The organism is Bacteroides sp. 51 (assembly GCF_010500965.1).
GTDB lineage: Bacteria > Bacteroidota > Bacteroidia > Bacteroidales > Bacteroidaceae > Bacteroides.
This window is the reverse complement of the sequence record NZ_QVMI01000003.1, coordinates 251,837-266,929: the sequence shown is the minus strand read 5'-3', so window position 1 is coordinate 266,929 and position 15,093 is coordinate 251,837. Positions and strand designations below refer to the sequence as shown.

7 protein-coding genes are annotated in these 15,093 nt (G+C 43.3%); 3 read left to right on the top strand and 4 right to left on the bottom strand.

Annotated features, from left to right (window positions below):
* Positions 1-75 precede the first annotated feature (75 nt).
* Positions 76-4,578, top strand: coding sequence for a hybrid sensor histidine kinase/response regulator transcription factor (locus D0T87_RS04505; protein WP_163173199.1), 4,503 nt, complete (start codon positions 76-78; stop codon positions 4,576-4,578).
* Positions 4,579-4,672: 94 nt separating this feature from the next.
* Positions 4,673-6,310, top strand: a complete 1,638-nt coding sequence (locus tag D0T87_RS04500) for a polysaccharide lyase family 1 protein (protein WP_163173197.1) — start codon at positions 4,673-4,675, stop codon at positions 6,308-6,310.
* Between the two features lie 271 nt (positions 6,311-6,581).
* Here D0T87_RS04500 and D0T87_RS04495 read toward each other — a convergent pair whose 3' ends face one another.
* From D0T87_RS04495 to D0T87_RS04485, 3 genes are read right to left on the bottom strand one after another with little or no spacing between them, the layout of a single operon-like run.
* Positions 6,582-8,126: a DUF4957 domain-containing protein gene (locus D0T87_RS04495; RefSeq protein ID WP_163173195.1), complete on the bottom strand. Its 1,545-nt coding sequence runs from the start codon at positions 8,124-8,126 to the stop codon at positions 6,582-6,584.
* 23 nt (positions 8,127-8,149) lie between these two features.
* A complete protein-coding gene (locus tag D0T87_RS04490; protein WP_163173193.1) occupies positions 8,150-9,934 on the bottom strand; it encodes a RagB/SusD family nutrient uptake outer membrane protein in 1,785 nt (594 codons plus the stop codon).
* A gap of 18 nt (positions 9,935-9,952) precedes the next feature.
* Entirely contained in the window at positions 9,953-13,156 is a 3,204-nt protein-coding gene (locus tag D0T87_RS04485; RefSeq protein WP_163173191.1) for a TonB-dependent receptor, read from the bottom strand.
* A gap of 290 nt (positions 13,157-13,446) precedes the next feature.
* Between D0T87_RS04485 and D0T87_RS04480 the strand changes: the two genes are divergently transcribed.
* On the top strand, positions 13,447-14,361 hold the full coding sequence (locus D0T87_RS04480) for an alpha/beta hydrolase (protein ID WP_163173189.1): 915 nt from the start codon (positions 13,447-13,449) through the stop codon (positions 14,359-14,361).
* A gap of 54 nt (positions 14,362-14,415) precedes the next feature.
* Here D0T87_RS04480 and D0T87_RS04475 read toward each other — a convergent pair whose 3' ends face one another.
* Complete coding sequence (locus tag D0T87_RS04475) at positions 14,416-15,063, bottom strand: HAD family hydrolase (protein WP_163173187.1); 648 nt, start codon at positions 15,061-15,063, stop codon at positions 14,416-14,418.
* Positions 15,064-15,093: the final 30 nt, after the last annotated feature.

The window sequence follows — 15,093 nt, the reverse complement described above, 5'->3', positions numbered from 1 at the left end:
AAACACAGGCAAATATATCAAAAAATAGCCATAAATTCGTATCTTTATCGCCAGATGATTCATGCTAATGATAGAATGGCTACAAAAAAACTACTTACTTTAATATCTTTTGTGGTGGGGATTACTGTGCAACTACTTGCACAAGGAAACTGCTTCTTTACCCACTACTCTTCCGAGGACGGACTATCCCAAAACACCGTAATGAGCATGCTCCAGGACCAGAAAGGGGCCATGTGGTTTGCTACATGGGACGGCATCAACAAATTTAATGGTTACTCCTTTACCACTTATAAAGCAGGGCAGGGCAGTCAGATCAGTTTGACGAACAACCGCGTAGACTATATGTATGAAGATAAATATGGCTATTTGTGGTTGCAAACCTACGACAATACCGTGCACCGCTTCAATCCCCAGACCGAGACATTCGAACAAGTACCGGCATCGGGCGAGGGAAGCACATTCCGGATCACCTCTATCAATCTGCTGGGAAATGGTACAGTTTGGCTACTGACCGATGATGAAGGAGCCATTCGCGTATCCGTCAACCCGCAAACCCACCAGGTTACTCCCGAAATATACACACTGAAATCCGGACTATTCCCTGCCGACAAATACAATAAAGTGTATCTGGATAAAAACGGAAATGAATGGGTTCTGACCAACAACGGATTAGGAATGATACCCGCCGGACAAAAGACCATAGAAACATACTTTGTCGAAAGTCAAGGCACTCCCCAACATGCCGAGCAATCATTCTATGCCATATGCGAAGATGCGAATGAAATCTATTTCGGCTCGGATAAAGGACGCCTGTGGCGCTTCCAAAAAAAAGACCAACGCTTCTTACTGTTAGAAGTGCCTACTAAAAGGAAAATAGTCGGCATAAACAAAACCACCCCCGATGAGATCCTGATCGCTACGGATAAGGATGGATTTTTTACCTATCGGCTGTCTAATTATAAACTCACACACTACTCACACGCCACCTGCAAAGCTTTGCTAAACACCCCCATCCTGTCTACCTATATGGATAAAAACTCCGAAGTATGGTTTGAACAAGAAGAACCCGGATGTGTCATGCACTTTAACCCCTTTACACAGGAAGCCAAACTTGAACGATTGGTTATAGAACCTGCTGCTGCCGACCGCTCCCGACCAAACTTCCATGTACACGAAGATATACGCGGCGTGGTGTGGGTGCATCCGTTTGGCGGCGGTTTGGCGCGTTACGACCGCGAACAAAACAAACTAATTCCATTCTATAACGAACCGGGCAGCAAAGACTGGCGGTTCTCAAACAAAATACACTCCACCTTCTCGGATAAACAAGGCAACCTGTGGATAGGAACCCACTCTAAAGGTTTAGAGAAAGTAACCTTCAGGCCGATACAATTTCACCTCACCACACCTCACCCCGATGAAATCGAGTCGTTACGTAATGAAGTACGCTCGTTGCTCGAAGATAAAGATCAAAACGTTTGGGTAGGACTCAAAAGCGGCGAGTTGCGTGTCTATAACAAGAACAGGCAATATCTTGGCTATCTGACAAATACCGGCGTGATAGCAAAAACCGGAACTCCGATGAAAGGAGTGGCATACAATCTGTTGCAAGACAGCAACGGGGTCTTGTGGATCGCTACAAAAGGTGATGGACTTATCCGTGCAGAAAAGACCTCCGGAGCATCCAACGCATACCATCTGACCCGCTATGTTTATAGTGTAGACGACATCTACAGCCTCAGCAACGACAATGTATATTGTGTATATGAAGATAAAAAAGGACGGCTATGGATCGCTACTTTTGCCGGCGGACTAAACTACATGGATAAAGATGAAAACGGGAACGTCGTTTTTATAAACCATCGCAATCACCTGAAAGGCTATCCTATAGACAATTGCTATAAAGCCCGTTTCGTAACCTCCGACAATAACGGGCATATCTGGGTAGGTACAACCACGGGTGCCATATGTTTCGATGCCGATTTCACGAATCCCGAGAATATAGTCTTTCATCATTACGCCCGCGTGCCGAGCAATCCGAACAGCTTGAGCAACAACGACGTTCACTGGATTATCAATACCGCCCAGAACGAACTCTTCCTGGCCACATTCGGAGGCGGATTAAACAAACTCATGTCTATGGATGAAGAAGGAAACGCCACTTTCGCTTCATATTCCGTACACGATGGCTTGCCTTCCGATGTCCTGCTCTCCATCCGCGAAGACGAAAAAGAAAACCTGTGGCTTAGTACCGAACATGGCATAAGTAAGTTCCTTCCCTCTGCCAATCAGTTTGAGAACTATGATGATAAAAGTATTACCTTCCGCGTGCGTTTTAACGAAGCCGCTTCAACCATAACAGCCGATGGAAATATACTTTTCGGGGCAAGTAACGGCATCTTCCGTTTTCATCCGGATTCCATTTATAAAAGCAGTTATGTGCCTCCGGTATTGTTCTCACGCTTGTATGTGGCTAATCAGGAAGTCATTCCCGGCGAACATTCTATCCTGAAAAACAGCCTTGACAATACACAAGACCTGGTGCTGACGCACAAAGAAAATATCGTAAGCATACAATATGCCGCTTTGGATTATACCAACCCGGCCAATGTGCAGTATGCTTATATGATGGAGGGGCTGGATAAACAATGGACCTACGCCGATAAACTCCGTAGTGCAACCTATACCCATTTGCCCAAAGGGAAATATACATTTAAAGTGCGGTCGACCAACAGCGATGGCGTTTGGGTAGAAAACACCCGGTCATTGAATGTAGAGATTCTGCCTTCGTTCTGGGAAACGCCATTGGCATACTCGCTTTATGTGATATGCATTATTTTATTTATTCTGGTAGCCGTATACGTATTGTTCACCATTTACCGTTTGAAGCATGAAGTGTCCATAGAGCAGCAAGTATCCGACATAAAGCTGCGCTTCTTCACCAACGTATCGCATGAACTGCGTACGCCGCTGACTCTGATTGCCGGGCCGGTGGAATGCGTTCTGAAAAATAAAGACCTGCCCGCCGAGGCTCGCGAACAGCTATTGGTGGTAGAACGAAACACCAACCGCATGCTTCGTCTGGTGAATCAGATTCTGGATTTCCGTAAAATACAGAACAAGAAAATGAAAATGCAGGTTGGCCGGGTGAATGTTGTACCGTTTGTCCGGAAAGTGATGGACAACTTCGAATCTATAGCCGAAGAACATCATATTGACTTTGTACTCGAAACGGAAAAAGACGATCTTTATCTCTGGGTAGACGATGATAAGCTGGAGAAAATCATATTCAACCTCTTATCCAATGCCTTTAAATATACTGCTAACGGTAAGATGATCGCTGTATTTATTCGTGAAGACCAGGATACGGTGACTATCGAAGTGCGCGACCAGGGTATCGGTATTGCCGACAATAAGAAAGGCTCTATTTTTGTGCGTTTTGAAAACCTGATGGATAAAAACCTGTTTAACCAGTCCAGCAGTTCGGGCATCGGCCTGTCACTGGTGAAAGAACTGGTCGAGATGCACAAAGCCGTCATATCTGTAGACAGCAAGTTGGGCGAGGGAAGCAGCTTTAAAGTTGAATTCCTTAAAGGCAGAGATCATTATGATGAGAGCGTAGAATATATCCTCGAAGATTCAAACAAAGTAACCGTATTTGAAAAAGTTGTCGACGAAGATAATCCATCCGTAACGGAAGAAGTGTTGATTGGAAATACTACTGCAAGAAATCACCCTCAACAGGTCATGTTGCTTGTCGAAGATAATCAGGAGTTGCGTCACTTCCTGCGGAGTATATTCTCTCAGAAGTTTAAAGTAATAGAAGCGGTAGATGGAATGGAGGGCTGGGACAAAGCACTTAAATTCCTTCCCGATATCATTATCAGTGATGTAATGATGCCCGAAAAGGACGGCATTGAAATGATGAAGGAACTACATGCCGATGTAACCACAAGCCACATTCCTATTGTACTGCTTACCGCTAAAACTGCAATCGAGAGCAAACTCGAAGGCTTGGAATTAGGAGCCGACGATTATATAACAAAACCATTCAGCGCCACTTATTTGCAGGCGCGGGTAGATAATATTTTGTTCAGGCGTTCGAAGTTGCAAGCGATATATCGCGCCAATCTGATGGGAGAGGCACCAACGGAAACATCAGGTGCAACTCCTATAACCCATGCGGCGGATGGCGTGGATACTTCTTCATTATCAGAAGAAGACAAGCAACCCGCAATGAGCAGCATAGACCGCAAATTCATGGATAAATTGCTGGAACTGATGGAGAAGAACATGGATAATGGCGATCTTGTTGTAGATGATTTTGTGAGTGAGTTGGCGGTAAGCCGTTCGGTGTTCTTTAAGAAACTAAAGATGCTGACCGGATTGGCACCGATTGAGTTTATCAAGGAAATGCGCATAAAACGTGCAGCACAATTGATTGAGACAGGAGAGTTCAATATGACCCAGATCTCTTATATGGTAGGTATAAACGATCCGCGCTACTTCAGTAAGTGTTTTAAGCAGAAATTTAACATGACCCCAACCGAATACAGGGATAAAGTGCTTAAAAGATGAGAAAATGCTGAACAGACCTCAATAATTACACAAAGTTGTAGTTGTCTTTGACGTTCTTTGCAATATAGATTTTATCATTTAAATAATGGAAAACATGTTGCAAAGAACGTTCTCTTTTTTTATGTTATGTTTTGTAGCTCTGTCTGCCGGAGCTTGTAGTAGTGACGATTCGCCGGGCGAAGATGTTCCGCCACCGGTTGTAACCCCTGAACCTGAACCCGATCCGGAACCCACCCCATCGGTTGATTTTCAATTGCCAACCCACGAGAATGACGTTTTGCTCCGTGCATTTCCCGGTGCGGAAGGAGGAGGTATGTTCACTACCGGAGGTCGCGGAGGAAAGGTTATCAAGGTAACCAATCTGAATGATAGTGGCGAAGGTAGCTTGCGTGCAGCAATCGCTGCTTCGGGGGTGCGTACAATTGTATTCGAGGTAGATGGAGTTATCGAGTTGAAGAGCGCATTGAAAATCAACAAAGGTGATTTAACGATTGCCGGCCAGACTGCTCCCGGAGATGGTATTTGCTTGAAGAACTATCCGTTGGTAGTGAATGCCGATAATGTGATTATCCGCTATATCCGTAGCCGGATGGGCGATAAAGGCAATCTTTCTTCGGGGACGGATGCTCTGGAGGGGCGTTACCTCAAGAATGTGATAATAGATCATTGTTCTATTAGTTGGAGCACAGATGAATGTGCCTCTTTTTATGCAAATGAAAACTTCACCATGCAGTGGTGTGTTATTTCCGAAAGTCTTCGTAACGCTTCTCACGAGAAAGGAACTCATGGGTATGGCGCAATTTGGGGTGGTGTGAATGCATCTTATCATCACAACTTACTGGCTCATCATGATAGTCGCAATCCCCGTTTTGATGGGGCAGAGGTGTACGCGCCACTATCAGATAAGACACAACTGAGGAGTGATCAGCGCGCTGTAGATTATCGTAACTGTGTGGTTTATAACTTCTCAAATTATCCGGCTTATGGTGGCGAAGGGCAGAAGGTGAACTTTGTCGGTAATTATTATAAGTGGGGACCTGCTTCTACAGGAGGTCCTGGCGATAGTTTTGATAAAAACGGGAATCGGATTACGAATAGCGCTAAGAAACGTGAGTTCTTCTATTCTGTATCGGGTGTGAAAGAGGGTGTTGATTATGGCTGTCCATCCATATATACGGGTGGAAATACGAATTATCTTTTTCCAGCTCATAGTATAAATAATAATAACTGGGCTGGCTTTGTGCTCGACAAGAGTCCGGGAAGTACAACGCTTACTAAACTGACCACTCCGGTTGCTATCACTCCCGATGGTATAGCTGCCAGAGTAACGACTCATTCCGCAGAAACAGCCTATAGTAAAGTTCTTGATTATGCCGGAGCAAGTTTGAAACGCGATGCTGTAGATGCGCGCATAATGAATAATACACGCAATGGAGTTGCCCAGTTTATGACTGGCTCCAACCATAGTAAAAATGGCTATATTGACAGCCAGGAGGATGTTGGCGGGTGGCCTGCTTATACTGCCGGAACGGCACCTAAAGATACAGATGGTGATGGTATGCCCGATGAATGGGAGGATATGGTTGGTCTGGATAAAAACTCAGCGACAGATGGTAATACAAAAACTCTTGATGCTACAGGAAGGTATACAAACCTGGAAGTGTATTTGCATTGGCTGGTAAAGGATATTACGAACGGGCAGGTTGCAGGAGGGGAGTATGTTAGTCAGTAGAAGATATATGATTTATTGATAGATAATCCCCTAATTGTAGTTCTTGATTCGGATTAAATAATTTAGCGTTGGACTTCTTCCTGGAAAGTCCAACGCTTTTTCTTTTTTGCGTTGGACTTTTACCCCAAAAGGTCAACGGAAACCATCGGAAAGTCCAATGGAAAAATGTTTCTGCGTTGGACCCCTTTTCAGGCAAAAGAGGAATGGGAAATATAAGAAAAGGCTAGCCCGAGCGAGATAGCCTTTTCTTATATCATCAGAATTTATCTGATTACCACCATCTTTGATCACCAATTTTGTTATAGATCAGCTCTTCATTAGAAAGAGTGAAATTGCCTTTTGTAGCATCAGCATAACCAGGATCGAGTGTAGTATACGTACCAGTATCATTTTTTGCCCCCGACTGTGTACTGCCTGTGAAATTAGGAGCATTAAAGTAGTTATTATTGCTCATTTCTACGATTGTAGTAGCAGCTTGGTTCGAATAATATCCTGCTGTATTGGAAAGAATATTCTTGTTGAACGTAATCTCATGGTTTGCCAGACGGATATAAAGGATTCGTCTGTTGTTGCCATTACATACTGCATTAAATGTATTATTGCTTATGTTTATAATGCTTTTTACACTTGGGAATGCCGTAGAACCGCCGGCGTCCATTCTGAAGCCATCACGGGCAGCAGCACTGCTATAAACTGTATTGTTTGTAAATGTAAACGATGCAGCAATGGAGTTACGGAAGTCGAATAAATCACCACCGTTACATTCTATGTTCGAATAGATATTGTTGGTTATAGTAATAGATGCAATATTACATTTTGTATTTCCATACAATGCACCTTTCGTATAATTTTTAATCTCGCAGTTATTGATAATTAACGCACCATATGTTCCGTCCGCATTATACACTATTGTTTGATCGCCAGATGAATCGGTTCCATCAAGAATCAAAGATTCAAGCTCAAGACCTGCAGTTAAGCGAATAATAGTACCCTTCAATACTGGTTTTTCAGCTGGTCTAACTGCTTTCAAAGCAACAGATTTAGAAACTGTAAGTGTAGCAACCTCATAAGTACCTGGCATGATTGCAAATACGTCGCCTTCTTCAGCAGCTGCAATCATAGCGGCGAGGTCATCAGTAGCTTCTACTAGTATAGCACCACCAATGTCAATAGGAGTTGCAAAGCTAATTGTTCCACGAGTTTTGCTTCCGTTGAATAGAGTTGCTGTATAGGCAGTTTCACCAGTCAAACCTGTAATTGTTGCTGCACCGGCGGCAATGTCTGCAGCAGTCACATTATAAGTGATATCCCCGGGAGTCAAAACAATCGAAGTCGCAGTTTCTCCGGCAGGCCAACGTAAAGTTACCTGAGTAGCTTCTAAATCGTTTACTTCGTCGAGTGCGTAGAATATTTGCTCAGCGTCTGTCTTAATGCTGACTTTAGTCCATTTAGATTCGTTCTTAGTTTCGGATAGAGCTTTGACACGTATGGTGTAGTTCACTTCACCATCAAGCCCGGTGAAGATATAGGGCAAGTCCAAAGTCGTAAGTCCAATAGCACTTTCTGTTATTGTTCCTTCGCCAGCAGCAGTTTCAAATACCTCTACGTTATAAGTTTGCGCGTCTTTTACTTCCTTCCAGTTTACACGTATACTTGTTCTATTTACAACTCTAAGTTCAACGTTAGTTGGTGAGAATAGGCGGTCTACATCAATAGATGTGATCTCATCTGCAATGTCATCACTACAACTTGTAGCAAACCCCATTACTGCAGAAACAGCCAATATGTATGTGATTTTTTTGAAGAAATTATTCATTTTCTATAATCTTTTAAATGTGATTAGTTAGGAACGTTGTAACCGTCATTGTTAAGCATTCCGTTGCTGTTATCAATGAAGTATTGCCAGATAGGCCAGAATTGTTGTGTGTCTGGGTCACGACGAGCAAGTGCTTCATAATAAGGCACAGCATCACCGTCGCTAAGCAAGTTCCAGTTTTTGTTCGATTCGTATCCTAACGCTACTCCGGCTTCGTCGCTATGACCAAACTCTAAACCATAGATGGTAACGGTTTCGCCATCAGCGGCAGTTTGATAATAGATCTTATTCGGTAAATCGGCGTATTTACCTTCGCGGTTAGCCAACTGTTTCAGCTTTCCTTCTGATTCTTTGATCTTGCTACTCAACAGGTTCCAACGGATAAGGTCACCCTTACGTAGTTTTTCACCGGTGAATTCAAATGCACGCTCATCAACAATAGCATTACGGAATGCGTCTTTGCTTGCAGTAGCTGTAGTCATAAATGCTGTAACTTTTGCAGGATGGTTAGGGAATGCACGGTCGCGAATCATCTTCAGGTATGGAGCGGCAGTAGCCGGACCATCTAGTTCGTTGATCGCTTCGGCAGCCATCAACACTACATCAGCGTAGCGCATGTAAAGCCAGTTCAAACCATCGTCATTGTCAGAGGTTACAATGCGAGGCAACCATTCGTAACGATATTTACCAAAGTACCATTTGTTTAAGTTGGTAGGCACCTGAACACCATCTGTCCATTCGTAAGGAATACAAGTCACATCACGACGTACGTCATCTTTGTCATAATCATAGAACAATGCCGGGTTAGGTCCATTAGCACCACCTTTAGCTTGTCCGGTGTATTTGTCTTTAGTTGTATGTTTCAAACCTAAGTCGAAGATTACACGTCCACGGCCTTCGCTGAAAGGTATTTCCCAAAGCGATTCCAAACCGGCTTTCAAGCCTTCACCACAAAGAGTTTTGAATACCTCTTCAAATCCCTGCAGTTGGCAAGTACCACTATTGATAACATCCAAACAGTCTTGTTTAACCAATGCGAACATCTTCTCGGGTGCTAGGTCTGGATCATTGCTTAAGCGGATGCCATCAGCACGTTGAGAGTAACCACCGGCAGCTAAAGCCAGACGCGAGCGCAAGCCTTTTACAAATGCTCTGTTTACACGTTCAACAGAAGTTGTAACTGTTGAACCATTAGGCCAAGGTACCATGGTGGCAGCTTCGTCCAAATCGGCCAATAGTTGCTTGTAAATCACATCACGGTCTGACTTAGGAAGATAAACAGTTTCAGAACTGATGGGTTCAAAACGGGCAGGAACATCTCCCCAGGCTTTCAACAAGTCGGCATATACTACAGCACGCAAGGTTAATATCTCACCCAAAATCTGAGCCATCTCCGGTCTGCTTTCAACATTACCGTACGTGCGAAGACCACGAATAGCCAGGTTCGCACGTTCAATGCCTTCGTAGAACTTAGCGTAAGCATTGTTGTTTGTGTTCATTTGGCCATTGCTCACTTGTGTGTTGTAATTGGCTAAACGAGCAGCATCTGTATTTATATCTCTAAGACTATTTGTTACTTCACAGTCGTTGTTTGTTCCATAATGTACTAAAAAACGTCCGCGGTATGAATTTGTCTCACAGAACGATTGGATGATACCTGCGATGGCACCTTCCGCTAATTCAGGAGTTGAGAAAATCAACGACTCGTCCATAGAAGATTTTGTCGGTGCATCTAATATATCATCACAAGAGCTCATAGCCCCCACAATAGATAATGCAATTAAAGATTTATATATAAATTTTTTCATTGTGATATTTTTAAAACATTAGAAATTCAAGTTCAAGCCGAATACGATAGAACGGCTCTTAGGATATGCAGAGTAGTCTACACCCGGAGTTAAAGATGTTTTACGACGAGTTGAAACTTCTGGGTCGAATCCGCTATAGTTAGTCAAGCAAAATACATTATAACCACTTACGTAGAAACGACAGTTTTGTATTTTAGCTTTCTGAACTAAAGAGCGAGGCAATGTATAACCCAATGTCAATGTGCTAAGACGTAGGAATGAACCATCTTCTACAGCCCAGTCAGAGAACACATAACGTTGCATATAAGGCGACCATAAATTTGTGTTTGCATTCATTTGTGCCAATTCTGTAGGGTCATTGGAAATAGTTCCATCAGTTCTTAGGTTGGTCCAACGGTTTCCGGTAGCCATTTCAGATATCATGTTACGAGAGTGGTATTTGCTGGTAGATGTGTATTCTATTTTATTTGCATTATAGATATCATTGCCATAACTCCAGTTGAAGTTAGCGCTTAAATCAAATCCGTAAGCACGTGCGTTGATTGTGAAACCACCAGTATGCAATGGATTAGCATCGCCAATAATTTCGCGGTCGTTTTCATCAACAATACCATTGTCATCCAAGTCTCTCAGTTTCATGGCACCCGGACGTACATAGCCCGCACCAATTACTGCAGAAGCATCAGGAGCTTTAGTTTTGTCTAGATCCCAAGTCTTTGTTGCTTCGTTGTATCCGGTGAAGTCTGATACTTCGTAACGACCGGCACTTCTATAGCCATACATACGTCCGATAGAACCACCTTTTTCAATCCAGTAGTCAGTACCGATCTCGGTAGATGCCCAACCCGAATCACCTGATATGTATGTCATTTGTCCCAAATCATTGATTTTGTTCTTGTTGAAACCAATGTTTCCGCTGAAACTTAAACCGAAGTTTTTCTTATCTATAGCTACCCAGTTGATTGTTGCTTCGAAACCAGTGTTTTGTGTTTCACCCATATTGCGGTATTGGCTGTCGTATCCTGTTCCAACTGTTGGAAACTCAATCAACAAGTCTTCGGTAGTGTTTTTGTATACCTCAAATGTACCGCTCAGGCGTCCGCCTAATGTAGTGAAGTCCAATCCTAAGTTACGTGTAACGGTTGTTTCCCACTTCAAATCAGGGTTTGCCATAACTTTCGAAGGCGACCAGTAGCTTGAGTAATCATTTACCCATGCTGTAGTCGATGAGTTGTACGTTTGTGACATTTGTCCCGATGGAATGTTGTTATTACCGGCAGTACCGTAGCTTACGCGAAGTTTCAAGTCATCCAACCAGTCTTCTGTTTTTTCCATGAATGCTTCAGAAGAAATACGCCATGCAACAGCTGCCGAAGGGAAATATCCCCATCTGTTTCCTTCTGAGAATTTAGAAGAACCGTCGGCACGGAATGTAGCACTTGCGATATACTTGCTCTTGTAATCGTAGTTCAAACGTCCGAAGAATGATAATAGGATGTCATTTGGAGACAAGTTCTTGTCGATAGAGTATGGAGTACCTTGTGTCGATAATTTGTTCGACTGATCAAAGGTAAAGAAGCTAGGCAAACCGTGAACGGTTGAAGTCAGTTGTTCTTTCTTAGTAATCACATACTCTTGACCGGCTAGTACCGATAGATTGTGCGATTCAGGCAACAGTTTTTTGAAATTGTAGTTCAATGTGTTGGTACTACGGAAAGAGTGGCGGTCTGTATCTGCAAAAATGATAGCTGGCATTCCTTTGTGTGCTTCTGCGGGAGTATTTTTCACATAGTATGTAGATGAACCATAGAAACGGTTGTCTATATTGGTGTGTTGGTCAAGACCAACTTCAGCTTTTACATTAAGTCCTTCGATGATTTCCCAGGTCACGCTTCCGTTCATATTGAGTGATTTGCGTTTTTGGAAACGGTCGTTATCGGCCATTTTAACATGCGGGTTAATCAAGTTGAAGTCTGAATCAGTTTCACCACTGTCATCGCTCAATCCTGCTACTGGGAATGGAGAGTATATCATGGCGTCTTTCAAACGAGAGTCGGCCGAAGATTTTTCGTTCTGTTCGTTTGCACCACCACCTTTAATATCTGTACTTGAGTAACGGATAGAGAAATCTACAGCTACAGCTTTATTAGGTTTGGTATTCAACTTCAACGACAAATTGTCTCTTTTATAGCCTGACATCTGCATGATGGCTTTGTCGTTCATGTGATTATAGCTGAAGTTATATTTGATTTTATCGCTACCACCGCTGATACTTAAGTTGTGGTTGAAAGTGAATCCTGTGCGACCAAAAATTTGATCTTGCCAGTCATTTGCTTGAACATCTTTGTACAAATCCATATCTTGGTAATTTCCAAAGAATTTAATATACTGCTCAGGTTTGTCGGCAAGCATAGCGCGCTCGTAGTTCCAGGAAGCATAGTCGTAGGGAGAAAGAACATCCAATGTCTTGGCAATCTTCTTCCAACCTACATAGGCATTGTAATTAATGCTGATTTTACCTTCTTTACCACTTTTGGTTGTGACAATGATTACCCCATTTGCACCACGAGAACCGTAGATTGCAGTTGAAGATGCATCTTTTAATACGTCAATGGATTCGATGTCGGATGGTGCAATATCATTGATCGACTCAACCGGGAATCCATCAACAATATATAAAGGAGTGTTATCGCCTGTGATGGAACCGCCGCCACGCACACGAATTTTCATTTCTGCATCAGGAGAACCTTCTGTAGAAGTAATCTGTACACCGGCTAATTTACCGGAAATAGCTTCAATTGCAGAGGAAACTGGTACAGCAGCAATAGCGTCGGCACCAACTGAGGATACTGAGCCTGTTAAGTCTTTACGTTTAACCGTACCATAACCGATAACCACTACTTCTTCCAATGCCGTAGCATCATCTTGTAGTGTAACATCCAGCTTAGATTTTCCATTTACGCTGATTTCCTGCGGTTTCATACCTATATATGAAACAACAACGGTTGCGTTAGAACCAACTTTGAGGTTGAAGTTGCCATCGAAGTCGGTGATTGTACCATTGGTAGTACCTTTTTCCAGGATAGATGCACCGATAATGGGCTCTCCTGTTGTGTCTTTCACATTACCGCTTAGGGTAATGGTTTGCGCAGACAAATTAATTCCTATAGCCACGAATAGCAGGAACAATGCCGTGCGCATGTTCTTCATTTTGTTAGACATTCTTTGCAAGTTTAAATTAAATAATCAAAAATAATATTCTTTTCACCAAAGTGTTAATATCACAGTACAAAAATAGACGGAGGTTAACATTTATATGTGTAATATTTGTTTTTGAGGTGGTATTTTTTGTTCTATATAACAGAATCGCATCTGTGGAGTGTTAAAATGATACTTGAATGCTATTTGTATATGTCAATGGCAGTGTGTAATTTTTATCCATTTTGCTCAGTTATTACACCTCGCGTAGCAAGTTTATCTTTATTTTTGCTGTGTAACCATTGATTAAACAAATGAAACGGATTGTATTATTGTTATTGATATCAGCTATTGTAGTACTTCCTCTTATGGCTCAGGAGTTTGTGCCTATTTGGGAAGGAGGGGCTATGCCCAATAGCAAAGGGGTAGCTTTGAAAGATAGTATTGCCAACGAGCGGGTGTATCAGGTGGGTACTCCCGGCATGTATGTATTCCAACCATCGGAAGCAGAAAATAAAGGGGCTGCCGTATTGATTATTCCCGGTGGGGGATACGTCCGTTTGGCTTATCAGATCAGTGGCTGGCAACTGGCGAAATGGTTTAATACGTTTGGGGTGACGGCATTTGTGCTGAATCATCGTTTTCCGCAATCTCCCGATGTGAAGGTGAGCCATAAAGCGCCTTTGGAGGATGCACAGCGGGCTATGCGCTATATCCGTAGTCATGCCAGGAAGTATGGCATTCAGGCCGACAGGGTTGGGGTAATGGGTTCGTCGGCGGGTGGACATTTATCTGCTTGTTTGTCCACCATTACAGAAGACTGGGGAAGGGGTGGCGATGGGCTTGATATTTATCCCTTCAAACCAAATTTTACACTATTAATTTCGCCCGTTGTTTCCATGCGGGAATATGCGCATAAGGGAAGCCGGGAAAATTTGTTAGGTAAGGAACCCACTGAAGAGTTGTTGCATTTGTTTTCTTGTGATGAACAGGTCGGAAATGATACTCCCCCGGCTTTTATGGTGCATGCCACTGACGACAGATCCGTATCTTCGATGAATAGCGTACTTTATTATTCTGCGTTAAAGAAGAATGGGGTGGCTGGCAGTGCGATGCATATTTATCCGGCGGGAGGGCATAGTATATCTTTGCGGGATAATCCCGGAACTACCATGTCGTGGTCTGATCTTGCAGAGGGATGGTTGCGGGAAATCGGGATACTTGAGTAATGTGATCTATGATATATCGGATTTACGTTGAATGAATACGCTTGTTGTCCGGACTTACACTAAAGCCAGAATTTCTTCGGCAGTGTTTACGATATGATTTGGGTTGAAATCTTCCAGTTCCGCGCGCGGACGGAATCCCCAGGTCACTCCGCAGGAAGTGATGCCGCTATTCAAGGCTGTTTGCATATCTACTCCGGAATCGCCTACGTATAGTACCTTTTCTTTGGGCGTACCTGCGATGCGAAGGATGTCGTGTACAATCGTTGGATCGGGCTTGGGAGAGATGCCTTCGCGTTGGCCGAATACGGCAACAAACTTAATTTCCGGGAAGTAATGCGCAATAAGCGCCTCCGTGCCAGCCTGGTATTTGTTGGAGGCTATGGCTATCTGTTTGCCTTGCTTCTGTAATGTATCCAGCAGTTCGGGTATTCCGGGGTACGGACGGCTTTTATCCATTTTATGTTCGGCATAGAACGGGAGGAATAGTTCGCGTACGCGAACGATGTTTTCTGCTGTCTTTTCTCCTTCGGGAAGGGCGCGCTCAAACAGTTTATTGATTCCATTGCCTACCATAAAGTTATAGGAGGCTTCGTCATGCGTTGGGAAGCCGAGGCGGTTGAGTGCATAGTTAACGCTTTGCGCCAGATCGGCTATGGTATTCAGAAGTGTTCCGTCCAGATCGAATATAATAAGTTCTTTCATTGTTATAGGATTTTAAACTACAAAAATACG

What these genes read in the sequence shown, in the direction of transcription:
- D0T87_RS04505 (WP_163173199.1), top strand. Translation starts at nt 76, where the DNA reads ATGGCTACAAAAAAACTACTTACTTTAATATCTTTTGTGGTGGGGATT.
- D0T87_RS04500 (WP_163173197.1), top strand. Translation starts at nt 4,673, where the DNA reads ATGTTGCAAAGAACGTTCTCTTTTTTTATGTTATGTTTTGTAGCTCTG.
- D0T87_RS04495 (WP_163173195.1), bottom strand. Translation starts at nt 8,126, where the DNA reads ATGAATAATTTCTTCAAAAAAATCACATACATATTGGCTGTTTCTGCA.
- D0T87_RS04490 (WP_163173193.1), bottom strand. Translation starts at nt 9,934, where the DNA reads ATGAAAAAATTTATATATAAATCTTTAATTGCATTATCTATTGTGGGG.
- D0T87_RS04485 (WP_163173191.1), bottom strand. Translation starts at nt 13,156, where the DNA reads ATGTCTAACAAAATGAAGAACATGCGCACGGCATTGTTCCTGCTATTC.
- D0T87_RS04480 (WP_163173189.1), top strand. Translation starts at nt 13,447, where the DNA reads ATGAAACGGATTGTATTATTGTTATTGATATCAGCTATTGTAGTACTT.
- D0T87_RS04475 (WP_163173187.1), bottom strand. Translation starts at nt 15,063, where the DNA reads ATGAAAGAACTTATTATATTCGATCTGGACGGAACACTTCTGAATACC.